The 24,155-nt window shown below is 31.5% G+C and carries 27 protein-coding genes and 2 riboswitches; of the genes, 12 read left to right on the top strand and 15 right to left on the bottom strand.

From position 1 onward, the window contains the following. Positions 1-400: 400 nt before the first annotated feature. Together B5X81_RS18670 and B5X81_RS18665 are read left to right on the top strand one after the other, a co-directional pair. Positions 401-2,851: a heavy metal translocating P-type ATPase gene (locus B5X81_RS18670; RefSeq protein WP_079493899.1), complete on the top strand. Its 2,451-nt coding sequence runs from the start codon at positions 401-403 to the stop codon at positions 2,849-2,851. Positions 2,852-2,918: 67 nt separating this feature from the next. Continuing rightward, positions 2,919-3,134 (top strand): heavy-metal-associated domain-containing protein, encoded by a 216-nt coding sequence (locus B5X81_RS18665; protein ID WP_079493897.1) that lies wholly within the window; start codon positions 2,919-2,921, stop codon positions 3,132-3,134. A 49-nt stretch (positions 3,135-3,183) separates the two neighbouring features. On the opposite strand, the gene B5X81_RS18660 is transcribed toward B5X81_RS18665, so the two are convergent. Next, positions 3,184-3,612 carry an Lrp/AsnC family transcriptional regulator gene (locus tag B5X81_RS18660; RefSeq protein WP_079493896.1) on the bottom strand — a complete coding sequence of 143 codons (429 nt, stop codon included), beginning with the start codon at positions 3,610-3,612 and terminating at the stop codon, positions 3,184-3,186. A gap of 248 nt (positions 3,613-3,860) precedes the next feature. Here B5X81_RS18660 and B5X81_RS18655 point away from each other — a divergent pair, with 248 nt between their 5' ends. From B5X81_RS18655 to cuyB, 3 genes are all read left to right on the top strand, one after another. After that, positions 3,861-5,258 carry an oxaloacetate decarboxylase subunit alpha gene (locus B5X81_RS18655; protein WP_079493894.1) on the top strand — a complete coding sequence of 466 codons (1,398 nt, stop codon included), beginning with the start codon at positions 3,861-3,863 and terminating at the stop codon, positions 5,256-5,258. Between the two features lie 24 nt (positions 5,259-5,282). Continuing rightward, positions 5,283-6,473, top strand: coding sequence for a pyridoxal phosphate-dependent aminotransferase (locus tag B5X81_RS18650; protein WP_079493893.1), 1,191 nt, complete (start codon positions 5,283-5,285; stop codon positions 6,471-6,473). Between the two features lie 200 nt (positions 6,474-6,673). After that, entirely contained in the window at positions 6,674-7,366 is a 693-nt protein-coding gene (gene cuyB / locus B5X81_RS18645; RefSeq protein WP_079493891.1) for a cysteate racemase, read from the top strand. Between the two features lie 53 nt (positions 7,367-7,419). On the opposite strand, the gene ribH is transcribed toward cuyB, so the two are convergent. From ribH to B5X81_RS18605, 8 genes are all read right to left on the bottom strand, one after another. Next, complete coding sequence (ribH, locus tag B5X81_RS18640; protein ID WP_079493890.1) at positions 7,420-7,881, bottom strand: 6,7-dimethyl-8-ribityllumazine synthase; 462 nt, start codon at positions 7,879-7,881, stop codon at positions 7,420-7,422. Positions 7,882-7,902: 21 nt separating this feature from the next. Next, positions 7,903-9,102, bottom strand: a complete 1,200-nt coding sequence (locus B5X81_RS18635; RefSeq protein WP_079493888.1) for a bifunctional 3,4-dihydroxy-2-butanone-4-phosphate synthase/GTP cyclohydrolase II — start codon at positions 9,100-9,102, stop codon at positions 7,903-7,905. Between the two features lie 18 nt (positions 9,103-9,120). Beyond that, on the bottom strand, positions 9,121-9,774 hold the full coding sequence (locus B5X81_RS18630; protein ID WP_079493887.1) for a riboflavin synthase: 654 nt from the start codon (positions 9,772-9,774) through the stop codon (positions 9,121-9,123). After that, positions 9,774-10,883: a bifunctional diaminohydroxyphosphoribosylaminopyrimidine deaminase/5-amino-6-(5-phosphoribosylamino)uracil reductase RibD gene (ribD, locus tag B5X81_RS18625; protein WP_208985094.1), complete on the bottom strand. Its 1,110-nt coding sequence runs from the start codon at positions 10,881-10,883 to the stop codon at positions 9,774-9,776. Before ribD ends, B5X81_RS18630 begins: the two co-directional genes overlap by 1 nt. Before the next feature lie 142 nt (positions 10,884-11,025). Continuing rightward, positions 11,026-11,144: riboswitch (FMN riboswitch) on the bottom strand. A gap of 37 nt (positions 11,145-11,181) precedes the next feature. After that, on the bottom strand, positions 11,182-12,357 hold the full coding sequence (locus B5X81_RS18620; protein ID WP_208985093.1) for a sensor domain-containing diguanylate cyclase: 1,176 nt from the start codon (positions 12,355-12,357) through the stop codon (positions 11,182-11,184). A gap of 475 nt (positions 12,358-12,832) precedes the next feature. Next, positions 12,833-13,072 (bottom strand): hypothetical protein, encoded by a 240-nt coding sequence (locus tag B5X81_RS18615; protein WP_079493884.1) that lies wholly within the window; start codon positions 13,070-13,072, stop codon positions 12,833-12,835. Positions 13,073-13,394: 322 nt separating this feature from the next. Then, positions 13,395-13,856: a CBS domain-containing protein gene (locus tag B5X81_RS18610; protein WP_079493882.1), complete on the bottom strand. Its 462-nt coding sequence runs from the start codon at positions 13,854-13,856 to the stop codon at positions 13,395-13,397. A 3-nt stretch (positions 13,857-13,859) separates the two neighbouring features. Then, complete coding sequence (locus tag B5X81_RS18605) at positions 13,860-15,050, bottom strand: cation:proton antiporter (RefSeq protein WP_079493881.1); 1,191 nt, start codon at positions 15,048-15,050, stop codon at positions 13,860-13,862. A gap of 76 nt (positions 15,051-15,126) precedes the next feature. Then, a riboswitch (Fluoride riboswitch) is annotated at positions 15,127-15,200 on the bottom strand. Between the two features lie 234 nt (positions 15,201-15,434). Between B5X81_RS18605 and B5X81_RS18600 the strand changes: the two genes are divergently transcribed. Next, the gene (locus B5X81_RS18600; RefSeq protein ID WP_244282155.1) at positions 15,435-15,845 is read left to right on the top strand and encodes an NfeD family protein; all 411 of its coding nucleotides are present in this window, start codon (positions 15,435-15,437) and stop codon (positions 15,843-15,845) included. 12 nt (positions 15,846-15,857) lie between these two features. Next, on the top strand, positions 15,858-16,790 hold the full coding sequence (locus B5X81_RS18595; RefSeq protein WP_079493878.1) for an SPFH domain-containing protein: 933 nt from the start codon (positions 15,858-15,860) through the stop codon (positions 16,788-16,790). Between the two features lie 121 nt (positions 16,791-16,911). Here B5X81_RS18595 and B5X81_RS28505 read toward each other — a convergent pair whose 3' ends face one another. After that, a complete protein-coding gene (locus B5X81_RS28505; protein ID WP_280175289.1) occupies positions 16,912-17,043 on the bottom strand; it encodes a hypothetical protein in 132 nt (43 codons plus the stop codon). A gap of 534 nt (positions 17,044-17,577) precedes the next feature. On the opposite strand from B5X81_RS28505, the gene B5X81_RS18590 reads away from it, so the two are divergent. From B5X81_RS18590 to B5X81_RS18575, 4 genes are read left to right on the top strand one after another with little or no spacing between them, the layout of a single operon-like run. Then, positions 17,578-18,231, top strand: a complete 654-nt coding sequence (locus tag B5X81_RS18590; protein WP_079493876.1) for an accessory gene regulator ArgB-like protein — start codon at positions 17,578-17,580, stop codon at positions 18,229-18,231. Continuing rightward, a complete protein-coding gene (locus tag B5X81_RS18585; protein WP_079493875.1) occupies positions 18,228-18,350 on the top strand; it encodes a cyclic lactone autoinducer peptide in 123 nt (40 codons plus the stop codon). Before B5X81_RS18590 ends, B5X81_RS18585 begins: the two co-directional genes overlap by 4 nt. Positions 18,351-18,383: 33 nt before the next feature. Further along, positions 18,384-18,872: a hypothetical protein gene (locus tag B5X81_RS18580; RefSeq protein WP_079493874.1), complete on the top strand. Its 489-nt coding sequence runs from the start codon at positions 18,384-18,386 to the stop codon at positions 18,870-18,872. A gap of 2 nt (positions 18,873-18,874) precedes the next feature. Next, entirely contained in the window at positions 18,875-19,735 is an 861-nt protein-coding gene (locus B5X81_RS18575) for a sensor histidine kinase (RefSeq protein WP_079493872.1), read from the top strand. A 47-nt stretch (positions 19,736-19,782) separates the two neighbouring features. Here the strand turns inward: B5X81_RS18575 and B5X81_RS18570 are convergent, their stop codons facing one another. Genes B5X81_RS18570 through B5X81_RS18560 form a run of 3 tightly spaced genes read right to left on the bottom strand, consistent with a single transcriptional unit; the run spans position 19,783 to position 21,648 of the window. Beyond that, positions 19,783-20,736 (bottom strand): DUF4097 family beta strand repeat-containing protein, encoded by a 954-nt coding sequence (locus B5X81_RS18570; protein ID WP_079493871.1) that lies wholly within the window; start codon positions 20,734-20,736, stop codon positions 19,783-19,785. Between the two features lie 11 nt (positions 20,737-20,747). Beyond that, complete coding sequence (locus tag B5X81_RS18565) at positions 20,748-21,332, bottom strand: HAAS signaling domain-containing protein (RefSeq protein ID WP_079493869.1); 585 nt, start codon at positions 21,330-21,332, stop codon at positions 20,748-20,750. After that, on the bottom strand, positions 21,325-21,648 hold the full coding sequence (locus B5X81_RS18560; RefSeq protein ID WP_079493868.1) for a PadR family transcriptional regulator: 324 nt from the start codon (positions 21,646-21,648) through the stop codon (positions 21,325-21,327). Before B5X81_RS18560 ends, B5X81_RS18565 begins: the two co-directional genes overlap by 8 nt. A 264-nt stretch (positions 21,649-21,912) precedes the next feature. Between B5X81_RS18560 and B5X81_RS18555 the strand changes: the two genes are divergently transcribed. After that, positions 21,913-22,980, top strand: a complete 1,068-nt coding sequence (locus B5X81_RS18555; RefSeq protein WP_079493866.1) for a DNA polymerase IV — start codon at positions 21,913-21,915, stop codon at positions 22,978-22,980. Positions 22,981-23,007: 27 nt separating this feature from the next. Here B5X81_RS18555 and B5X81_RS18550 read toward each other — a convergent pair whose 3' ends face one another. Both B5X81_RS18550 and B5X81_RS18545 read right to left on the bottom strand, forming a co-directional pair. Continuing rightward, positions 23,008-23,445 (bottom strand): YaiI/YqxD family protein, encoded by a 438-nt coding sequence (locus B5X81_RS18550; protein ID WP_079493864.1) that lies wholly within the window; start codon positions 23,443-23,445, stop codon positions 23,008-23,010. A gap of 94 nt (positions 23,446-23,539) precedes the next feature. Then, positions 23,540-24,082 carry a nitroreductase family protein gene (locus B5X81_RS18545; RefSeq protein WP_079493863.1) on the bottom strand — a complete coding sequence of 181 codons (543 nt, stop codon included), beginning with the start codon at positions 24,080-24,082 and terminating at the stop codon, positions 23,540-23,542. Between the last annotated feature and the right edge of the window lie 73 nt (positions 24,083-24,155).

Genomic DNA, 24,155 nt, shown 5'->3' with positions numbered 1-24,155 from the left:
GGAAGGTTACTGGTATCTCTATAGATATATGCCATAAAAAGTCTCATTTACTCAGGTAGCCACTGAGAATCCTTTTACGCTCCTCTTATAAAGGGAGCTAAAAGAACCTTAAGAGGCTACCTTCATTTTTAAAGTTTTATTGGCATATATTTTTCTATATATGTTTGAGATACGTCTGGACTACCAACCAGAACTGTGTTTTTATCCTATAATTTAAGAATATTATATCATATAAATTTAAATTCATCTTAAATAATTGAATTTTGGGTAAAATAAATAACAAGAGAATATGTTAAAGATTATAGGCTTAGGAGATCCAAATCAAAAAGTTTATTTACATATACCCTGTATGGGTATATAATATTATATGAAAGAATTCTGACTTGAAAGGAGTGAAAAAATGACTATAGAGAAAAACTTTAAAATAAAGGGAATGACCTGTGCAGCGTGTGTTAGAGCAGTAGAAAGAGCAGTTAACAAAAAAGATGGAATACTTGATGCTAATGTAAATTTAGCCACAGAAAAGATGATGGTTAAATATAATGAAGAAGAGGTTTCCCAGGATGAAATAGTGGAAGCTGTAAGTAAAGCAGGATATGAAGCCTTGTTGGATGAAGAACTAAAAGAAGTCGTAATACCGGTAGAAGGTATGACATGAGCTTCCTGCGCTGGTGCAGTTGATAGGAGTATCAACAAATTAGATGGAATAAAATCAGTAAATGTAAACATAGCCACAAATAAAGCAGGAGTAGTTTATGATATTAATAAGGTAAGATTGTCAGATATAAAGGGAGCAATTAAAAAAGCAGGATATACTCCACTAAATGTGGAAAAGGAAGCCTTTCAGGACGAAGATCAGGATAAAAAGGAAAGAGAATCAAAAGCTATGTGGACTAAGTTCTTAGTGGCTATTTCCTTTACTATACCATTATTATACATTGCTATGGGACATATGATGGGACTTCCAATACCATCATTTATAAATCCGGAGTATAACCCTCTAAACTTTGCATTAGTCCAGTTAATATTAACGGTTCCTATAGTTATAGCAGGATATAAATTCTATACAGTAGGTTTTAAAGCACTATTAAGAAGAAGTCCAAATATGGATTCACTCATAGCCGTAGGAACAAGTGCAGCCTTTATATATGGAATTTATGCAATGTATAAAATCATAAGTGGGCACAATGAATATGCTAAAGACTTGTACTTTGAAACCGCTGGAGTGATTATTGCCCTTATAATGCTTGGTAAATACCTTGAGACTCGGTCCAAGGGAAAGACCTCTGAGGCTATAAAGAAATTAATAGGTCTTCAGCCCAAGACTGCAACAATAGTGAAGGGAGAAGAAGAAATAGCAATTCCTATAGAGGAAGTTGAGGCAGGAGATATTATATTAGTTAAACCGGGAGAGAAGATACCAGTAGATGGAAAAGTAGTTGAGGGACGCAGCTCAGTTGATGAATCAATGCTTACAGGAGAGAGTATACCTGTAGAAAAAAATATAGGAGACAAGGTTGTAGGTGCAAGCATAAATAAAAATGGTATTATTAAATTCAAAGCAACTAAAGTTGGTAAGGATACAGCCTTGGCACAAATAATTAAACTGGTTGAAGAAGCACAGGGGAGTAAGGCACCTATTGCAAAATTAGCAGATATAATAGCTGGTTATTTTGTACCTATAGTAATGGCTATTGCGGTGATATCAGGACTCTTATGGTATATAACCGGCTCAGAGCCAGTATTTGCATTAACAATATTTATTTCGGTTCTAGTAATAGCATGCCCCTGTGCCCTAGGTCTTGCCACACCTACAGCAATAATGGTTGGGACTGGTAAAGGAGCAGAGCTTGGAGTTCTTATTAAAAGCGGCGTGGCTTTAGAAACCGCCTATAAAATACAAACAATAGTATTCGATAAGACTGGAACCATAACCGAAGGTAAGCCTAGAGTTACCGATATAATTACAACTGGTAATTATAAAGAAGATAAAATCTTACAAATAGCAGCTACTTCTGAAAAGGGCTCAGAGCATCCACTAGGAGAGGCCATAGTAAAAGAGGCCAGCCAAAGAGAATTATCCCTATTAAAAGCAGAAGAATTTTATGCAATACCAGGTCATGGAATAGAAGTAAAACTGGAAGGAAATGAAATACTTCTTGGTAATGAAAAGCTTATGAAAGATAAAAATATTGATGTGACATTAAAAGAAGAAGCAGTCAGATTGGCAAATGAAGGGAAAACACCAATGTTTATTGCAATAAATAATAGATTAGAGGGAATAATAGCAGTAGCAGATGTTGTAAAGGAAAATAGTAAAAAAGCAATAGAAAAATTGCATGCTATGGGAATAAAAGTTGCCATGATTACAGGAGATAATAAGAGAACAGCCGAGGCAATAGCTAGGCAGGTTGGTATTGATATAGTTTTAGCTGAAGTTTTACCTGAAGATAAGGCAAATGAAGTTGAAAAGCTTCAGAAAGAAGGAAAAAAAGTAGCTATGGTTGGAGATGGAATAAATGATGCACCTGCCCTAGCTATAGCTGATATTGGTATAGCAATTGGCTCAGGAACAGATGTTGCAATGGAATCAGCCGATATAGTCCTAATGAAAAGTGATCTTTTAGATGTAGTTACCGCAATAAAATTAAGCAAAAGTACTATTAAAAATATCAAGCAAAATCTCTTTTGGGCCTTTGCATACAATACGGCGGGAATACCTTTAGCAGCTGGACTGTTCTATGCCTTTGGAGGACCAAAGCTTAACCCAATGTTTGCAGCAGCTGCCATGTCCATGAGTTCAGTATCCGTAGTAACAAATGCACTAAGGCTTAGAAGGTTTAAGGTTTAGATTAACTAACTTAACCTAAGATTAAATATTAATGAAGGTAGAAATATATTAATTAGGAGGAAATTAAATGAAAAAAATGATAGTAATAGAAGGCATGAGCTGTAATCACTGCACTGGTAGAGTAGAAAGAGCTTTAAGTGAGCTTGATGGAGTTGTGGTTGAAAGCGTTAGTGTAGATAAAAAAAATGCTGTTATCAAGCTGGAAAAGGAAATTGATGAATCTGTAATAAGACAGACTGTAGATGATGCAGGATATGACGTTATGGAAATAAGAGAAATCTAATGGTAATGGGACGTGGCAAAAGACACGTCCCATTACCATTAGCTATTTTTTATAATATTATTTTACCTTTAACTGGAGTAGAAAGAATAAGGTTCGTCTGAGTATCTCCAAATTTCTTCATATCATCAATAAGATGTTCAAGTTCTTCCATGCTTTCAACCATGACTTTTATTATCATACAATCACCGCCGGTTATATGATGGCATTCAATTATACTATTGTTATCAGGAGCAAAATCCAAAAACTTTTTATAATTATGGGCTTTAATTGCTAAGCTTATAAATGCCTTTATACTTTTGTTGAGTTTATCAGGATTAACTGTGGCCCTATAGCCGGTAATAACTCCATCCTCTTCTAGTCTTTTAACTCTTTCGGACACGGCGGGTGACGTAAGACCTACCATTTTTCCCAAATTCTTCATTGAAATCCTTCCATCTTCCTGTAAAACTTTTAAAATTCTTAGATCAGTAGAATCCATAAAGAGACCTCCTAAAAAAATAAAGAAAAATAGAAAAATAACTAAAAATCAAAGGTAATAATATTATAACACTTAAATTACAAACTGTACATAAGTGATATACCTTGATAGACTTTAGTTAGAGGGATACATAGCTTGTAATAAAAGGGAATGATTTTCCATGTATCGTTGACAGTATAAACAATAAATTATGGTTCTGTCAACTTAGTGTGAAAATATTTTCCCATTAAATATAGGAGGTATATTATATGTCAAAGGTAAAAATAACGGAAACTGTTTTAAGAGATGCCCATCAATCATTAATAGCCACTAGAATGAAGACTGAAGAAATGCTGCCAATCTTAAAAAAATTAGATGAGGTAGGATATCATTCATTAGAAATGTGGGGTGGTGCGACCTTTGATGCTTCCCTACGATTCTTGGATGAAGACCCTTGGGAAAGGCTCAGAACTATTAGAAAAAATGTTAAGAAGACAAATTTACAAATGCTCTTAAGGGGACAAAATATCTTAGGATATAAACATTATGCTGATGATGTTGTAATTGAATTCGTAAAAAAAGCCGTAGCTAACGGAATTGATATAATAAGAATCTTTGATGCACTAAATGATGTAAGAAACCTTAGAGTTGCCTTAGATACTACTAAGAAAGAAGGAGCCCATGCCCAAGCAGCAATCTCATATACAACAAGCCCAGTTCATACAACACAGACCTATGTAAAACTAGCTAAGGAAATGGAAAATATGGGTGCAGATTCTATATGTATAAAGGATATGTCAGGGCTTTTGACTCCATACTATTCTTATGAACTAATATCAGCACTCAAAAAAGCAGTTAAGATCCCAATTCAGCTTCACTCCCATGCAACTAGCGGACTTGCAAGTATGACTTATCTTAAAGGTATTGAAGCTGGCATAGATGTAATAGATACAGCAGTCTCTCCATTTGCACTGGGAACCTCTCAACCACCTACAGAATCTTTAGTAGCTACTTTAAAGGGTTCGAAATATGATACGGGCTTAAGCATTGATAAATTAAACGAAATAGCTGAATACTTTAAGCCCATAAGAGAAAAGAGTATAGAAACTGGACTTTTAAATCCTAAGGTTCTCGGTGTAAATATTAATACATTGATCTATCAAGTGCCCGGTGGAATGCTTTCAAATCTTGTATCACAGCTAAAGATGCAAAATGCCCTTGATAAATTTGACGATGTACTAAAAGAAGTTCCTAGGGTAAGAGAAGATTTAGGATATCCACCATTGGTTACTCCAACAAGTCAGATAGTAGGAACTCAGTCTGTATTAAATGTTATAACTGGAGAAAGATATAAAATGATTCCAAATGAAGTAAAAGCCTATGTTAAGGGGATGTATGGAAAACCTACTGTTCCAATAAAAGAAGAGATAGTAAAGAAAATTATTGGTGATGAAGAAGTAATAACTTGTAGACCAGCGGATTTAATAGAACCTCAATTAGGTAAGATAAGAAATGAAATGAAGGAATACTTAGAACAAGAAGAAGATGTACTATCATATGCATTATTTCCACAAGTTGCAACAAATTTCTTTAAATATAGGCAGGCTATGAAGTATAATATAGATAGTGATTGTGTTAATATGGAAATGAAAACCTACGCTGTATAATTAAAAGGGAAAGGAGATAAGTTTATGAATAATAATTTATCCAAAAAGAACGGTGCAATATCTCCATCTGTTACATTGGCTATTACAGCTAAAGCAAAAAAAATGAAGGCGGATGGCATTGATATAGTTAGCTTTGGAGCAGGAGAACCGGATTTTAAAACTCCGGACCATATTAGAAAAGCTGCTGTTAAAGTAATTGAAGAAGGAAATATAGGATATACAGCAGCAGCGGGTTTGCCACAGCTTAAAAAAGCTATTTGTGATAAGCTAAAGGAAGATAATAATTTAGACTACTTACCTGAAAATATTGTTGTTTCCAATGGAGCGAAGCATTCTATATATAATGCCCTTCAGGCTATATGTAATCCAGGAGATGAAGTTATTATTTCAGTTCCCTATTGGGTTAGCTATCCTGAAATGGTAAAAATGGCCGATGCAAAGCCCATCTTTGTTGAAACCTCAGAAGAAAATGGATTCAAATATACAAAGGAAAATCTACTTAAAGCTGTAAATGAAAAAACAAAGGCAATACTTTTAAATAGTCCAAATAACCCAACTGGAACTGTTTATACAAAAGAAGAAATTGAAGATATTGCAAAAATAGCAGTTGAAAATAATATATATATAATATCCGATGAAATCTATGAAAAATTAATTTATGATGGAAACCATGTAAGCATTGCATCCTTAGGAGAAGACATTAAAAGGCTTACAATAGTAATCAACGGTATGTCAAAGGCATATGCTATGACTGGCTGGAGAATAGGATATTTGGCTGCTGACAAGGAAATTGCAAAAATTATTACTAATATTCAAAGTCATGCCACATCAAATCCAAATACAATAGCTCAATATGCCAGCATTGAAGCTTTAAAAGGAGATCAGGAGCCTATAAATCAAATGAATAAAGCATTTGATGAAAGAAGAAAATATATGGTTGATAAAATTAACAGTATAAAAAACCTATCCTGTAAAATGCCTAAGGGAGCTTTCTATGTAATGGTTAATATATCAAAGCTTATAGGTAAAGATTTAGGTGGGCAAAAAATAAATGGCTCTATGGATTTTGCTCAGTATCTTCTGGACAATGCTAAAGTTGCAGTAATACCGGGAGCAGGCTTTGGAACAGATAATTATATCAGGTTATCCTATGCCACATCCCTTGAAAACATTGAAGAAGGATTAAATAGAATTGAAAAAGCTGTTTCAAAATAAAGTAATAAAATTAAACTGATCTTGTAAAGAGGTCAGTTTTTTTATAGAATAAGAGCTGTAGATAGGTGAGGAAATTGCATAATACATGTGAAGAATTTTAATTATGCAAGTTTCTTAGCTATTAAATATACATGGATAAATAAGAAATCTATAATGCTTTAGAGTTGTATATCTTTGAATAATAGTTGAGGTGAAATAATATGAAGACCATAGGAATATTAGGTGGAATGGGACCATTAGCTACAGCTGATTTATTTAAAAAGATTATAATGATGACTGATGCAAATAGTGATAATGAGCATATTCCAATAATAGTAGAAAATAATACAAGAATTCCAGATAGAACAGACTACATAATAAATGATGGCGAGGATCCAACAAAATATATGATAAAATCTGCAATTCGATTAGAAATGATGGGAGCTGACGTCATAATAATGCCTTGTAATACGGCTCATTATTTCTATGATGAAATTATAAAATATATAAAAATACCTTTTATTAACATGATAGTAGAAACTGCAAAGGAAACAAAAAATCTATATCCAAAGGGAAAAATAGGACTTTTAGCAACAGAAGGAACTTGTAGGGCAGGTATATATGATAAAGTATTTAAGGAATATAACTTAGAATTAATAAAGCCTAACCCTGAAAAACAAAAATATGTTATGAAGCTTATTTATGATATAAAAAAAGGAAAAGACAATATAGATTTAAAAAACTTTAAATCTGTATTGAAAGAACTAAAAAATCAAGGAGCAGAAGCTTTCATATTAGGCTGTACAGAATTGCCGGTTGCCTTTGAAATGTTTAGCATAGAAGAAATCTGCATAGACCCTACAAAGGTGTTGGCTTGCAGTGCAATTAGGTATGCAGGAAAAAACATAAGATAGGAAAACGGTGGAGAAATAATGGAAAGGGTTTTTTTGAACCCTTTCCATTGTTTTTAAAGTTCATTTAGAAGATTTGCCATCTCAATTGCAGTTACAGCAGCTTCATAGCCCTTATTTCCAGCCTTAGTTCCAGCCCTTTCTATTGCTTGTTCTATAGTATCCGTAGTTAACACTCCAAACACAACTGGAATTCCCGTTTCTAGAGATATAGAAGCTATTCCCTTTGTAACCTCATTGGATACATATTCAAAATGAGGAGTGGCACCCCTTATTACGGCCCCCAAGCATATGACAGAATCGTATTTTTTAGTTAGAGCCATCCTTTTAGCGATCAAAGGCATTTCAAATGCACCTGGAACCCATGCTATTTCAATATTATCTTCTTCTACGCCGTGGCGTTTTAGTCCGTCTAGAGCACCTGTAAGAAGCTTATTTCCAATAAATTCATTAAACCTTCCCACAATAATAGCAAATTTTTGATCTTTAGATATCAGCTTTCCCTCATAAATTTTCAAAATATTTTCCTCCTTTATATATTAAAAGCTTAGCATATGTCCCATTTTTTCCTTTTTAGTTTTTAAATAAATATCGTTTACCTTATTATGTCCAACTTCAATGGGAACTCTTTTCTTGACCTTGAGATCATAACCTGATAAACCAGAGATTTTCTTAGGGTTATTAGTCATAAGCATAATATTTTTTACTCCTAGGTCTGAAAGAATTTGAGCCCCAATACCATAATCCCTTAAGTCTTCAGGAAAACCAAGGGCTAAATTTGCTTCAACAGTATCCATTCCCCTGTCCTGTAAATGATAGGCCTTAAGCTTATTGATCAGACCAATCCCTCTACCTTCTTGACGCATATATAGAAGAATTCCTCTACCTTCCTTTTCAATTTTTTGTAGAGCTGCAGATAATTGATCGCCGCAGTCACAACGCATTGAACCAAAGGCATCACCAGTAAGGCATTCTGAATGGACTCTAACTAGAATAGGCTTATCATTATTTACTTCTCCCTTTACCAATGCTACATGATGTGCTCCACTTAAGATTTCTTCATAGCCGTAAACCTTAAAATCACCATATTTAGTAGGGAGCTGGGCAGTAGTAATTCTTTTGACCAATTTCTCATTTTTTCTTCTATAGGATATTAAATCTGCTATGGAGATTAGCTTAAGGTTATGTTTCTTGGAAAACTCCATTAACTCTGGTAATCTTGCCATAGTGCCATCTTCCTTCATGATTTCACAGATCACTCCAGCTGGGTAAAGATCGGCAAGCTTTGCTAGGTCTACGGCAGCTTCTGTATGGCCAGCCCTTTTAAGTACACCACCATTTTTAGCCTCGAGGGGAAATATATGACCGGGTTTTTTAAAATCCTTTGGTTTTGAATTTTTATCTAATACCTTTTCTATGGTTAAAGCCCTTTCAAAGGCAGATATTCCCGTTGAAGTTTCTACTGAGTCAATAGACACTGTAAAGGCAGTACCATGATTGTCTGTGTTTTCACTGACCATTTGTCTTATATCAAGCTCTTTTAATCTTTGAGATACTATTGGCATACAGATTAAACCTTTTCCAAAGGTGGCCATGAAATTTACATCTTTACCTGAGACTTTTTCTGCTGCCATTATTAGATCACCTTCATTTTCCCTGTCCTCATCATCCACAACAATAATCATTTTTCCCTGTTTTATATCCTCTATAGCTTCTTCAATAGAATTAAATTTGAACATCTTATCACTACCTTTCCTTTAAGCAAATCCATTTTGTTTTAAAAAGTTTATATCAATACTGTTTTTAGAATCATCATAAACTGTATCTGAATCAAATAATTTTTCAACATATTTACCTATCATGTCACATTCCAGATTAACTTCATCACCAATAGATTTCTCAAGTAAAGTTGTAACTGCCTTAGTATGGGGTATTATGGATACCTTAAAGACCTTTTCATCTACATAAGCCACTGTCAAGCTTACTCCATCAATTGCAATAGAACCTTTATGAATTATATATTTTAATAGCTCAGAAGATGTTTTTATAGTGATCCACACTGCATTATCTTCTGTATCAAAGTCAGAAATTGATCCTATACCATCTATATGACCACTGACAAGATGACCTCCCAGTCTGTCACCTAATCTTAAAGCTCTTTCAAGATTCACTTTGCTGTTAGGAGTCAAATTCTTTAAATTACTTTTCCTCATGGTTTCTGCCATGACATCTACAGAGAAGGAAGTGCTTTTAAAGTCAGTAATCGTCAAGCATACTCCATTGGTGCATATACTATCACCTAGTTTTACATCCTTCAAAACCTTATGAGCTTTAATAACTATCCTGGCAGATTTAACACCCTTTAAAACCGACTGAACTAAACCTATTTCTTCAACAAGTCCAGTAAACATCAATCAATCCTCCTTTTGCCTACATAACCTTCTATCATAATATCCTGTCCAAATCTATGGGTAATCATATTATCTACTAAAAAAGCGTTATCAACTAATGGAGCACCATCTCCTTCCACAGGAGTTTTAGAAAGACTACCACCGATTATTTTAGGGGCTATAAAGAAGTTTACTTTATCAACTATATTTTTCTTTAGGGCAGAATAATTAAGAGTTCCACCTCCCTCTAAAAGAACACTATCAATATTTTTTTCACCTAATTTCTTCATAAGAATATTTAAATCAACCCTTTTATTTTTAGAAGGTAATATTAAGACCTCAACGCCCATATCCTCTAACCTTTTAATTTTCTCAGTATTATTATTTTCATTAGTAGTAGCAATTATTGTTCTAGCAAAGGATAATTTTTTTACTACATTAGCCTCTAAAGGAATTCTACATTTACTATCAACTATAATTCTTATGGGATTTTCACCTTCAAATCCGGGTATTCTTACTGTAAGAAGGGGATTGTCAACCAACACCGTATTTATTCCCACCATTATTGAAGTATATCTATGCCTTAATTTATGAACATACCTTCTGGATTCATCACAGGTAATCCATTTGGAATCTGAAAATTTTGTGGCGATTTTTCCGTCTAAAGACATAGCAGATTTCATAAGGCAAAATGGAGACCCAGTAGTAATGTATTTGATAAATATTTCATTTAGTTTACTAGCTTTTTCTTCTAAAACATTTGTTATTACTTCGACACCCTCTTCTCTCAAAATTTTTACCCCTTTGCCGGCTACCAGTGGATTAGGGTCAAGCATTCCTATAGCTACTTTTTTAATACCGCTTTCAATTATTGCATTGACACAGGGAGGCGTTTTACCATAATGACAGCAGGGTTCAAGGGTTACATACATAGTTGCTCCCCTTGGATCGGTGGTTAGAGAATTTAGAGCTTCGATTTCTGCGTGATTGCCTCCAAAGGTTTTATGATAACCCTTAGCTATAATATTCCCATTTTTTACAATAATACAGCCAACCATTGGATTAGGGTTTACAAATCCAGCTCCCTTTTCAGCTAAGCTCAAAGCTTTTTCCATAAATTTTATATTCACAATTTGCCCTCCGTCCTTTTTTAAGGAATAATAAAAGCCCTGAAGAAAATAACTTCAGGGCTGGATATACAAAAATAGATACAAATATAAATGTATTTTTATGAATCTCCTTCTACCATCCAAATATAAATGTATTTTTATGAATCTCCTTCTACCATCCAGACTATACTGTCGGCTCTGGAATTTCACCAGATCAACTGCCTAAAGCAGTTCGCGGCCTATACCGCCGGTCGGGAATTACACCCTGCCCCGAAGGAAAAAATATTCTATTTTTAAAATAAGAATAACATTACTATGTTTAAAAGTCAAGGTTATTGTATTTGGCTTTAAATTCCTTTTTATATTTATACATTCTTTTATCGGCTAGCTTTATTAAGAAATCAATATCCTCTGATTCTTCAGGAAAATGAGAAATGCCATAGCTAAAGCTTACATATACATCTTTGCCTTCAACCTTTAAAGGATGATAATTACAATAATTAACTATATTTGATAATCTATTTTCTATATCAGTAGGATTAGAATTAAAAAATATGGCAATAAATTCATCTCCTCCATATCGGGCAAATAAATCTGATTCCCTTATGTTATCTTTAATGACTTCAGAAAATCTAGAAATTACCATATCACCTACAACGTGACCAAAGGTATCATTAGTATTCTTTAAGTTATTTAAATCGAACATTACTATGGAAAACATTTCATTATATCTAATAGCTTTTCTATAAACATTTTTTACAATTTCTTCAAAATAGCATCTGTTGTAGGTATTGGTTAAGCTATCATATCTCGATAGATAAAGTATTTTTTCTATTAACTGATGGTTTTTTATGGCAATACTTATTTGGTTAGAAAAATATTCAGCAATTAGAAGATCATCTTCATTGAAGGCATTCTTTCTTAAGCTATCTATATTAATCATGCCATACAGCTTATCATCTATTATTACAGGAGTACTCAATGTAGTTTTAATATTTAAAGCTTCTATATCATCTAGAGCATTAAAGCTTTTTTTATTGAGACTATTACTATTAAAGGATCGGATATCATCAATAATACATGGTTTAGAAATATTTTGGGGGCTTTTTTTCCAAAGGAAGGTTTCTTCGAGTTTGATTTTAATTTTTTTTAAATCATTAATATTAAAACCAATGGATGCTTTGTATTCAAGATAATTATCTTTATTTAAAACTAAAAAGCTTCCCTTATGTCCATCATCTACAATATCTATTAATTTTTCAAGAATTAAATTAAAAAACTTTTCAGTATTATCAATTTCAATAATAGAATTACTGACCTCCAGCATCATTTCCTTTATCTGGTTAGTATTTTTAAGTTTATTATTAATTAAAGCATATTTTTTTAATAATATATTTTGGCTATTTATAAGTCTCTCATAATTACGAAGAATTGTTTCGAAATTATAGAAAAAGTACCATATATTTGCAAAATGATTTTTATGCTTTTTAGGCATAGGAGAATATTGATTTTTTTTAACCGTTTTATCAATTCTATTATATAAATGGGATAAATTTCTATTTATAATCTTAAGATAGAAGAAAAAAGCAGACAATAAAAGAAAAGATGTAAGAAAAATTTGCAATACTATTGTGCCTTCAGTATTAAAATAAAGAGGCAGGAGAATGCCTATTGTAGGGCTTAGAATTATTATAGATACTATTATGATAATGGAATAAAGGAAATTCATATTCATCACCTAATCAACGAAATTAATATATATAAGATTATAATATATTTTTGTATTTGAGGGAATTGGATAATTCTAACTTGGCTAAATTGCATAATATATGTGGTATATATTTGCAGATTCTAAAGCTATATATAAATAGATAGTTTTTGCTGAAGGTAATTATGCAATTTGCTCATTTAAATATATTATAATCTTATATTTAAAAAATATTAAGTCGAGGATAAAAAAACCTCGACTATTATTTGTTGTAGTATCTATGTTTTTCAGGCATACAGCATTTGCAGAAATTATAATCTCTATTTAAAAGCAAAAACTTATTTACTTGAGATTGATTGTCAAGCATTTTAACATGGGATTTAATAATTTTATGGATATTACAACTTTTCTTCTCATGTTCAAGATCATGTATAATTTTAGATAGTGGATTAATATCTACAAGATAACGTCGCCCATTATATGGATGATTTTTTCTCCTCACTTTAATGCTCCCCCTTAATATTAGTTACTTTAATTATATATTATATTTCTAAAATGTGAAATCCTTCATAAATGAGAAACTTGCATAATTGAGCAAATTGCATAATTACCTTCTGAAAAAATTAACTCCTACATATTGTTTTAAAATCTTCGGAGTTATACTATCGAAATATATTTAATTCTAAATAATTAAATTAAGGATAATATTCGCATATGCAGTTTTGCCAAGTTAGAGTTATGCAATTTCCTCAAATATAAACAACATTTAAATTTAAATTAACCTGTTGTTCTAATAAATTAAATACAGTTAAAGCAGATGTTTTCTAAGGGTTATTACTCATATTTGCAATAGCTTTGATAATATCTTCTCTTCCAATAATACCTACTAATTTACCATCTTTAATAACAGGGAGCCTATTTATTTCATTTTTTATCATCAAGTGGGCAATTCTTCCTACAGAAGTATTTTCTGATACAGTTATAATATTATCAGTCATTACATTTTTCACCTTTAAAGTCAACGCTTTTTTCAACTCTTCTTCATACTCTTCTGGTGCTTGTTCATAGATAAAGATTTCAAGTAAATCTACAGTTTCAAGAATAAGAGGCCTTTTACCATGCTTTATAATATCACTTTGACTAATTATACCGATAATATTTTTATTTTTATCTATTACTGGAAGGCCACTAACCCTATGCTTTACCATTAAAATTACAGCTTCTTTTAAAGTATCATTTTCTCCAATAGAAACAACATCTCTATTCATAATATTTTTGGCAATCATATTTTAGCTACCTCCTTTAGATTCCTTTTCCAATAAAACGGGAGCTAAAAGCTTTATACCCACAGCTCCTAAGGGTGCGGTAATAATTACGGCAAGAACTGCTATTGCTAGGATTAAATTTCCTGATTCAATTCCCATAGCAAGGGGAATCCCACCTATAGCTGCCTGTACCGTTGCCTTTGGAGAGTAGGCCACAGTACAAAAAACTTTTTCTTTAAAGTTCAGATTAGAGCCTCCAAGTGCAATAATTACACCGATTGAACGTGCTATTAATCCTATAAAAATAATGAGAGCACCTATTAATCCTGCCTTCCAGGCTACATGGATATTAACCTCGGCTCCAATGAGAACAAATAGGAAAATTTGTGCAAAGAACCATACCTTATTTAGCTCCTTTTCAAAGCTTGATGCATAGTCATTTGCCTTTTCAAGAAGTATAAAACCCAGTGTCATAACACCAAGCAGTCCTGCTATATTAATTATATCACCTATTATTACGATTATAAGGGCAGAGATGATTAAAATTGCAAGTTTTTCCATATCATTTAATTTTATATTCTTATACCTATATATCTTATATAGCATATATCCAAAAGCTATTCCAATTAAAATTCCACCTATAACTTGTATAGGAATTTGTAATAATTGCATTGAAATAGTAGATTTTGTATTTAATGATAGTCCAAGAAAAGTAGTAAATAATGTTATTGCAAAAACATCATCAACAGAAGCTCCAGCTAAAATGATAATAGGTATGCCCTTTTTCATTCCAAAGCTTTTTTCCCTTAAATATAGCATCGATGGAACTACAACAGCTGGAGAAACAGCTGCCACAATAAAGCCAAGCATACCAGCTTCTAAAAAGGGAAGATGTAAAAGCTTATAAGATACCAATGTGATTGTGAAGCCTTCAAATAAACATGGGATAGCACTCATTTTAATGGCTATTTTCCCTACTTTATCAAGTATTTCCCTGTTTAAGCCAAGGCCAGCCCTGAGCAGAATTACGATTAAAGCAAGCATTCTAATATCCGATGAATTATTTAAAATTGAATTATCCAATAAATTAAATCCATAAGGACCTATTAGAATACCAACTAAAATCATTCCCAGTAAACCCGGTAGTTTAATAAAATTGAAGATTTTATTTGCTAAAATTCCTAGTAGTAAAATTAATACAATGCCTTTTATCATATCTATTCCTCCTGTATCCTATAATTTTTTATTATGGACAAAAAAATAAACTTCTAAGCATATGGGTTTATATACCCGGTGCTTAGAAGTCATTAGCTTATCAGCGGTTTGGAATATTAATCCAGGGAGAACTTCATTCCCTATCTTAAAATTATTTTTTGTCACTGTTTAAGTATATAATGAAATAAAAATTTAATCAAGATGTATATCTAATGTTAAATTTACATTACAGATCAAATAATTAGTTTTTATATGAAAAAATAATGATATATTATGTATAAAGGGTATAATCATAATAAATAAAATATATAAATTGTTTTCTTGTGAGGGGAGGCGGAGATAATATTTGGCTTAGAATTATCCTATCCAATAATATGGATAGCTGTGGCAGTAATATTTATAATAATTGAAGGTCTCACTTTAGGACTTACAACGATTTGGTTTGCCCTGGGAGCATTAATTGCAATGCTTGCTGCTGCAATTGGTATAAATATCATTGGGCAAATATTTGTTTTTTTAATAGCTTCAGCAGTACTTGTCTATTTTACAAGACCAATAGCTAAAAAATATTTAAAAATAGGAGCCACCAAAACAAATGTAGACAGTATAGTTGGAATGATAGGAATAGTAACAAAAAAAATTGAAGGTTTTAACACAGGACAAGTAAAGGTGGCAGGTCAAATCTGGACTGCAAAATCCCAGGATAATAAAGAAATTCATGAGGGAAGTCAGGTTGAAGTGATTAAAGTTGAAGGTGTTAAGTTAATAGTAAAAATAAAAAAAGAAAATGAATAAGGAGGATATAAAATGCCGATAGTTCTGATTATATTAGTTTTAATTGCAATTTTATTAGTCGTTACAAATATAAGAATTGTACCACAATCCGATGGTTATGTAATTGAAAGACTTGGTGCTTATCAAACCACATGGGATGTTGGTCTTCATGTTAAGATTCCTTTAATAGATAGGGTGGCTAAAAGAGTGTCTTTAAAGGAAAAAGTTATAGATTTTCCACCTCAGCCAGTTATTACAAAGGATAATGTTACTATGCAGATAGATACTGTAGTTTATTTTCAAATTACAGATCCAAAGCTGTATACCTATGGAGTTGATAATCCAATGGCAGCCATAGAAAACCTTACAGCAACCACCTTAAGAAATATCATTGGTGAATTGGAACTTGATGAAACATTAACTTCAAGGGATATTATAAATACAAAAATGAGAAGTATACTGGATGAAGCCACTGATCCATGGGGCATCAAGGTGAATCGAGTTGAAGTTAAAAATATCCTTCCACCTGAAGATATTCAGGAAGCAATGGAGAAACAAATGAGGGCTGAAAGGGAAAGAAGAGAAGCAATCCTTAGGGCAGAGGGAGAAAAGAAATCTTCTATCCTTAGGGCAGAAGGACAAAAAGAATCAGCAATATTAGAAGCCCAGGCACAAAAAGAAGCAGCTATATTAAATGCTGAAGCTGCAAAGGAAGCTGCCATTAGAGAAGCAGAGGGTGAGGCAGAAGCTATACTTAAGGTACAAAAAGCAACTGCTGAAGGTTTAAAAATGCTTAATGCAGCTCATCCAAGCAAGGAAGTTATATCCATCAAGAGCCTAGAAGCCTTTGCCAAGGCAGCCGATGGAAAGGCAACTAAGATAATAGTTCCATCAGAGATACAGGGATTAGCTGGATTGGCTACTTCATTATCAGAAATAGTAAAAAAGGAAGACAAAGAAGCTTAAATATAATTAAACTATAAAACTATGAAAACATAAAGACAGAGCAGAAGGTAAACCTGTAGAAGATGATAATAAATAAAAGATAGAAGGGTTTATATTAAGTAGGACTACTTTAAAAGCAGTCCTACTTTCTTTTGTCAAAGGCAATCAAATAATATTTATCTTTCATCTTTTCTTCCAGATCCTTGATGGATTTTAGTTCATTATCATTTACATTAGCTAAAGGAACTTCGTTTAATTTATTCTTTGATTCCATAATAAATATTCTCCTTTCCAAAAATAATTAATATAAAAAGCTCTTTTATACTTTTCTCAAATTATATATAATATATGAAGCTTATATTTAGTATATTGATAAATTAGGTCAAACTATTCAAAATTAAAATGTTAAAAATTACAAATTCTTAACAATAATAATTTATACTATTTTACTAATATATAGGAGCGTGGTATTGTATAAATAGGAAAAAGGAACTATAAAAATCATATTATTTTTAGAATCTTGAAGGAATTTTCAGATAAATATAGAATAATATACAATATTTATTGTTTTTGTAAATTTTTCATGAAATGAGGAAATTGTATAACTATTTTTGCAAAAACTACCTATTACAGCTAGTTTTAAAATCTCTAAAGGATTACTATCAAAATATATTCTATTTTAAATAATTAGACTAAGGACAATATTTGCATATTCAATTGTCCCAAATTTAAATTATGGGATTATCTCAAATAATAGATTTAATGTATTTTAAGAAGCTTTTTAAACTATTTTGAAGGAGAAAATAAAATGAGTAAATTTGGTATTGAGGAATCAATTGATAAAATAATTAATTATTTTAAAAATAATGTAGAAATAGATGAAGATCAAGAAGCCATTTTAACATATTCTATGCACCTTGTGTTTAGTGGTATTCTCAGCATAGGATTTGCTTTATTGGCTGGATTATTGCTAGGAATAGTTCCATATGTTTTAACTATATTGATAACTAATGTAATATTTAGAACCTTTTCTGGAGGAGCCCATTCAGAAGGTATGGTTAGCTGTGCAACATATGGAGCTGTTATAATGAGTATATTAGGGATGATAGTGAAGTTTACTTATCTCGACAAAAATTTGCTTGCTATTATTTTATTTTTTATTTTAATATTTGCATTTTGGAGCATTAATAAATATGCTCCAGCAGATACCCCCGGGAAACCTATAACTACAAAGGTCAAAAGAGACAAATTAAGAAAACTTTCTTTTTCAGCATTATTTATATGGTGCTTAATAGGTATATTATGGTATACTGGTTTTGTAAAAGGCTATAAGCTAATTTATTCATCGGCTTTAGGTTTACTGTGGCAGAGCTTTTCCCTTACAAACTTGGGATATGCACTGATCCACCATATGGATAAAATTCTACAAAAGATAACTAAAAAACGGGAGGGACTAATATGAAGAGAAGATTATTACAAATGGCTATTGCAGTTCTTACATTTTTAGCTTTTACAAATGCAGCAGCGGCTTGTTGGGGTGGAAATTATCAGCCAAAACTTCCTGAGCAGCTTAGAGATTAATTAATATATTATAAGTTTTCCGGGGGGTTGAATATGGAATTATTAATTTTACTAGCTTCACTTTTTATAGAAACTTTTTTAACTGCTGGGGCTGGCTTAAGTATCATTGGAATAAGACTTAAAATTCAAAAACTAATTGTAATAGCTGCAATATTTGGGTTTTTAATCTATGGAATTAGAATGTTTTATGAAATATACCAAATTCCTTTAGGAACCCATACTTTTATTATAATTATAATTCTTACGGTTGTCTTAAAGATTCTAACAAAACAAAAGCTTACTACTTCAATAATAGCTATATTAATTTCTTACCTACTAATAACATTAGGAGAAGGAATATTTATGTACAATGTTTTTAGATTATTTAATATAACTATGGAAGATATGCTAAGTAATGGTAATATAAGATTCTTAGGAACGATGTTAACAAATATTCCATTAATTATAGTATTTATAATTGGCCATGTTTATAAAAAATCAATTATAGATATAAATTATTTAAATGAAAAAGAGGAAGTTTGAAAATGATGAAGAAGATGATGATTAATAGAAAAACTTATATTTTAATAATAATTTTAATATTGTTGCAGAGTCTTTCTATAGCTTTAATAACTAATCAATCTATTTTATCGGTAATGAATTATGATAGAAAAATATTGTACGGTTATCCAAATACCTTAGGCCTTTTTATAAATATACTGGGGATAAGTGTAGTTATATGGGTTTTCTACATTGTAAAATTAGTTGAAAAAGAGCAGGATGCAAATAGAAAGCTTAACCATTCAACGGAGGTTATTGAAGCCCTTAGAGGTCAGAAGCATGACTTTCATAATCACCTTAATGTAATTACAGGACTTATACAGCTTGGAAAACCTAGTAAAGCAGTAAATTATATACAAAAAGTTTCAGGAGAAACTACCAAGATGTTTTCTATTTCCAATATTGGAAATACTGAAGTTGCTGCTATACTATATAGAAAATGTGCCATAGCTGAAAGCAAAGGAATCGTTGTTGATCTCGATGTTGGATGTTCTTTGGATAATATTGTAATAAGCTCTGTGGACATGTGCACAATATTGTTTAATTTAATTGATAACGCCATATATGAACTAGAACAATGTCGTGAAGACGATAAAATTTTGACCATAGATATTACCCAACAGGGGAATGAGTGTATCTTTGTAATAGGGAATTCATATCCCGTCCTTTCTCCAGAGCTTTATGATAAGGTTTTCAGTAAAGGATTCTCCACAAAAGAAGGAGAGTCACACGGCTATGGACTTAATAATGTTAGAAACATTGTCAAAAGAAATAAAGGTGAAATTACAGTTGAAAGCTATGAAGGAGTAGGTACAATATTTACAGTGTTTCTTCCTAAAAGATAGTCTATATATAAAATTTAGTCCCACAAAGTGAGACTAAACTATAATACTTATTTCTTTGAAACTTCTATGTCCCCAGAAACCGTTGTAATATCTATTTCATTTTTTCCACTTCCGATTTTTCCATTAATAGCTCTATCACTGATTTTCCCCTCAATACTTATAGGAAATTCACAATCAATATCTCCCGAAACAGATTTGGATTTAAAGTAGAAATTAGTGTCCTCTAAAAGATCAATTTTTGCATTTCCAGATATGGATTTAATATTTATATTGTCATTAAGCTCCTTTACATTAATATATAAATCTCCAGAAACTGTATCAGAATTTAATTCTCCATTAAAATCTTCAATTTTTATATTTCCAGAGGTGCTTTTTAGATTTGTTTTATTAGAAAATAGAGCTTCAGCTTTAATATCTCCAGACACAGATTTTAAATTTGCCTTTTCAATATTATCCATATATCCTAGATCAATATTGCCAGAAACAGTTCTCACATCAATATCATTAGAATAAGTTTTTGGTATATACACATGTACTTTAATAGTAGATGAGTAAAAGCTTGTATTCATTATGTCTTTGTATTTTATCTGAATTAATAAGGAACTGCCTTGATTTTCAGCAATTAGCTCAGGAGCTATTATTTTATTGTTTGAATTTACAACACCTTCAAAGTGAACTTTAATATCATCCCGATTTTCAGAGAAAAACTTAATATCGGAGCTAACTGCATTTACATTTATACTTTCAATATTATCAGCTTCTAAAATCCTTTCTTCATTAATAACTTTCTTAAATTTGTCCTTTAAATCATTATTATTTTCCATATTAGAAAAATCATTAAAATCAAAGTCATTATTTGTACTTATTTTTATATTAGCATTATTTTTTATAAAATTATTTAATGTAAGTCCGGAGCTTTTAAATAATACTGCCGATATAGAAAGAGAAACTAACATTATTATAAATAGCCAAAGAACAATTTTCTTTATATTCTTAATCACTATATAACCTCCTATTTCTTAATAATTCTCACATTCATTTTCAAATATTTCACAGTTCCAATATATAGCCATTTTGCTAAAAAACAATTCCCTATAAAGAAAAGCAAACCAAGGCAGGTTAATCCAAGACCTAAAAATATGGTTGCCGTTGGATTGGATGTTAATCCATAGGGGACATATATATATAATGTGCTTAAGACAGGGCCAAAAGCTATTTTTAAAAATAAGAAAATCCCCGAAACTATTATACCTATGGAAGCTCCAAAAAGACCTATTAATACTCCAACTATGCCTAGAAAAGGCCCCAGAATAAAAACCAAATTGAAAAATCCAAGGACAATAGTGGCAAATACAGCCCTTAGAATATTTGAAGCTGAAGGATTAACTGCAGCTTGATTCACCATATAATTTGCCCTATATTGCTTGGCTATACTTGAAGGACTTCCAAGATTTTTTATTATTTCTTCTTCACTTTCACCTTTTTCTGAAGCTATACTAAAATGTTCCTCATAATCAAATAATATTTCCTGTCTTTCATCGGAAGGCAGACTGCTAAGTAAAGTGCTTAGCTCCTTTAAAAATTCACTTTTATTCATCTATATCTTCCCCCTCAATAATCTTATTTACACCCCTGACAAAAGTAAACCATTCCTTTGTTAAAGAATTTCTAACCTCTTTTCCACGTTCCGTTAATTTATAATATTTCCTTGGAGGTCCTTCCTGAGATTCCTTAAGATAAGTAGTAAAGAGACCCTCCTTTGTCAATCTTCTCAATAGAGGATATATAGTGCCCTCGGAAATTGCTATATTTTTAGATATGTCATTTACAAGCTCATAGCCATAGCAGTCCTTTCTAGTAAGTATAGATAATACACATAATTCCAGTACTCCTTTTTTAAACTGTATATTCATGATTTTACCTTCCTTTTCAAAAGTTGATTTCTATCTTTTTAAGTTATATAAAAAAAACAGATTTATAGCAATTCAATTAATCCATGTAATTACATTATACAAAAAGCTATCTTGTTATGCAAGGTACTAAATAAAAAAATAAGAATATATAAAAATTCTCTAAATTCCATTTACTAAGTATTATATTTATGTAAATTATATAGGAAAATAACAGTTGCAAAAGGGAACAAATGTTTGATAGAATTGTTATAGGAGGTTTTATATATGGATAGAAAAATTATTCATGTGGATTTAGATGCTTTTTTTGCTTCTGTAGAGCAAAAAGACAACCCAAGTCTTAAGGGAAAGCCGGTAATTGTAGGTGGAGGGACTAATAGAGGAGTTGTATGTACATGCTCTTATGAAGCTAGGCGATTTGGCGTTCATTCAGCAATGCCTGGATTTATGGCTAAAAAGAAATGTCCCCATGGAATTTTTGTTCCTGTAAGACATTGGAGATATAGAGAGGTTTCTAGAGATGTTTTCAAAATATTTTACCAGTTGACAAACCTAGTGGAACCTTTGTCCATAGATGAAGCATATCTTGATGTTACGAATATGGATAAAGAACCTATTCAAATAGCCTATTGGATAAAGAATGAAGTTAGAAAAAAAACAGGTTTAACTATATCTATAGGGATTTCCTATAATAAATTTTTGGCAAAATTAGCTTCTGATTGGAATAAGCCCAATGGGATAAAACTCATAACTAAGGATATGATCCCAGATATTTTAAAGCCATTATCTATAAAAAAAGTATATGGAATAGGTAAAAAATCTGAAAAGAGATTAAATAATATTGGAATTTTTACTATAGAAGATTTGCTAAAATTACCTAAAGAATATCTTGTAGATTTTTTTGGCAAATACGGAAATGAAATATATGATAGAATTCGTGGAACAGATAATAGACAGGTAAAGCCCAGTAGAGAAAGAAAATCCATAGGACGTGAAGTAACCCTTAGGGAAGATACAAAGGATAAAAAATATCTTGAAAAATATTTATTGGAATTTGCAAAGGATATTTCAAGCTCATTAGAAGGCAAGGAAGTTTTAGCCAAAACCATTACGGTAAAGACTAAAACTTCAGACTTTGAAAGTCATACAAAAAGCAAAACAATCCATGAATACATAAATTCTTATAGGGAAATTTATAATATTGCTTTAGATATTTTAGATGAAATAGATATGAAGGATGAAATAAGGCTTATAGGACTTACAGTATCAAATTTTTCTGATCATGAGATGGAGCAGCTGTCGTTTTTTGATGATAAGACAAAAGCTTTGCTTTAAAGTCTTATAGTCATAAATCATCAGTTATTAGCTATAATATTCAATAAGCTGTTTCAAAGCTATTTCAAATTTTTCATCGTTTTCCTTTTTTCTTTTTTTAGGATTGGGAGTTTTACCTCCAGATTTTCTGATTTTTTTAGATAAATGTCTTTGGAATAATAGACTGTCGATATTCTTGTTAGTGTATATTAAACCGTTTTGATTTAATGCATGGGCTTTTTTAGATAAAGCCATTGTGGCAACACCGTAATCCTGTGTAACAACAATATCTCCCTTGACCACATCATTAATTAAAGCAAAATCAACTGAATCACAGCCCTTTGAAACAATTTTAACCTGGGAATATTCATCATCGATTATATGACTGGTATCGGTAAACATTATCACAGGGAGATTGTTGTTTTTAGCAATTTTTACTATAATATCTTTAACTGGACAACCATCAGCATCAACAAGAATCTTCATAGTAATCTCCTTCGATATTTTTAATTTTTAAAAATTGATTTTCAAGCTTAGAAGCTAGAACTTTAAACCAATAAAGCGTTGTTATACGCCTTTGTTAGTATTTATTATAACTTCTGATGCTATTTATATCTTTTCTGATTTTTTCTCTAGGTCCTTGATTTTCATGATATCCCATAGCAATTATTAATGCAATTCTTTCTTTTTGGGGAATTTCTAAAAGTTTTTTTATTTCTTTTTCATTAAACCATCCCATCATACAAGTGCCTAAACCTTCTTCCACAGCTTGAAGACAAAAATGCTCTGCAGCTATTCCTATATCAATGAAATGATAGGGTATATCCTTAACCATTCCACCAAATTTTGAACTCAGGTTTCTATTTTGTGCTACTATGACGGCAAAGGCAGGAACAGCATCGGCAAATCTGTTAAAAGGAATAAACTTACTGTAGGTGGCTTTCCCAACTTTCTTTGTTAGATCATCGTCATCAACTATTATAAATCTCCAGGGCTGTGAATTACATGCTGAGGGTGCAAGTCTCGCAGCTTCAAGACAAGCCTCGATTTTTTCACGTTCTACCTTTTTATCTAAATATTTTCTGATGCTTTCACGTTTTTTTAATAAATTTAAAAAATTCATTCTCAACCTCTCTTTCATATTTAAAATATATATTTTTAATGATTTGAATTTAAAAGTAAATTTATGCATAAAA

The organism is Maledivibacter halophilus, from assembly GCF_900167445.1.
Classification (GTDB): domain Bacteria; phylum Bacillota; class Clostridia; order Peptostreptococcales; family Caminicellaceae; genus Maledivibacter; species Maledivibacter halophilus.
This window is presented reverse-complemented; position numbering and strand designations above follow the sequence as displayed.

Bases quoted from the DNA above. Each gene is read 5' to 3' on its own strand.
- B5X81_RS18575 (WP_079493872.1), top strand. From the start codon at position 18,875: ATGATGAAGAAGATGATGATTAATAGAAAAACTTATATTTTAATAATA.
- B5X81_RS18610 (WP_079493882.1), bottom strand. From the start codon at position 13,856: ATGATTGCCAAAAATATTATGAATAGAGATGTTGTTTCTATTGGAGAA.
- B5X81_RS18620 (WP_208985093.1), bottom strand. From the start codon at position 12,357: ATGCCTAAAAAGCATAAAAATCATTTTGCAAATATATGGTACTTTTTC.
- B5X81_RS18635 (WP_079493888.1), bottom strand. From the start codon at position 9,102: ATGTTCAAATTTAATTCTATTGAAGAAGCTATAGAGGATATAAAACAG.
- cuyB (WP_079493891.1), top strand. From the start codon at position 6,674: ATGAAGACCATAGGAATATTAGGTGGAATGGGACCATTAGCTACAGCT.
- B5X81_RS18580 (WP_079493874.1), top strand. From the start codon at position 18,384: ATGGAATTATTAATTTTACTAGCTTCACTTTTTATAGAAACTTTTTTA.
- B5X81_RS18660 (WP_079493896.1), bottom strand. From the start codon at position 3,612: ATGGATTCTACTGATCTAAGAATTTTAAAAGTTTTACAGGAAGATGGA.
- B5X81_RS18655 (WP_079493894.1), top strand. From the start codon at position 3,861: ATGTCAAAGGTAAAAATAACGGAAACTGTTTTAAGAGATGCCCATCAA.
- B5X81_RS18595 (WP_079493878.1), top strand. From the start codon at position 15,858: ATGCCGATAGTTCTGATTATATTAGTTTTAATTGCAATTTTATTAGTC.
- B5X81_RS18545 (WP_079493863.1), bottom strand. From the start codon at position 24,082: ATGAATTTTTTAAATTTATTAAAAAAACGTGAAAGCATCAGAAAATAT.
- B5X81_RS18560 (WP_079493868.1), bottom strand. From the start codon at position 21,648: ATGAATATACAGTTTAAAAAAGGAGTACTGGAATTATGTGTATTATCT.
- B5X81_RS18605 (WP_079493881.1), bottom strand. From the start codon at position 15,050: ATGATAAAAGGCATTGTATTAATTTTACTACTAGGAATTTTAGCAAAT.
- B5X81_RS18555 (WP_079493866.1), top strand. From the start codon at position 21,913: ATGGATAGAAAAATTATTCATGTGGATTTAGATGCTTTTTTTGCTTCT.
- B5X81_RS18665 (WP_079493897.1), top strand. From the start codon at position 2,919: ATGAAAAAAATGATAGTAATAGAAGGCATGAGCTGTAATCACTGCACT.
- B5X81_RS18565 (WP_079493869.1), bottom strand. From the start codon at position 21,332: ATGAATAAAAGTGAATTTTTAAAGGAGCTAAGCACTTTACTTAGCAGT.
- B5X81_RS28505 (WP_280175289.1), bottom strand. From the start codon at position 17,043: ATGGAATCAAAGAATAAATTAAACGAAGTTCCTTTAGCTAATGTAAAT.
- B5X81_RS18550 (WP_079493864.1), bottom strand. From the start codon at position 23,445: ATGAAGATTCTTGTTGATGCTGATGGTTGTCCAGTTAAAGATATTATA.
- B5X81_RS18585 (WP_079493875.1), top strand. From the start codon at position 18,228: ATGAAGAGAAGATTATTACAAATGGCTATTGCAGTTCTTACATTTTTA.
- B5X81_RS18650 (WP_079493893.1), top strand. From the start codon at position 5,283: ATGAATAATAATTTATCCAAAAAGAACGGTGCAATATCTCCATCTGTT.
- B5X81_RS18590 (WP_079493876.1), top strand. From the start codon at position 17,578: ATGAGTAAATTTGGTATTGAGGAATCAATTGATAAAATAATTAATTAT.
- B5X81_RS18630 (WP_079493887.1), bottom strand. From the start codon at position 9,774: ATGTTTACTGGACTTGTTGAAGAAATAGGTTTAGTTCAGTCGGTTTTA.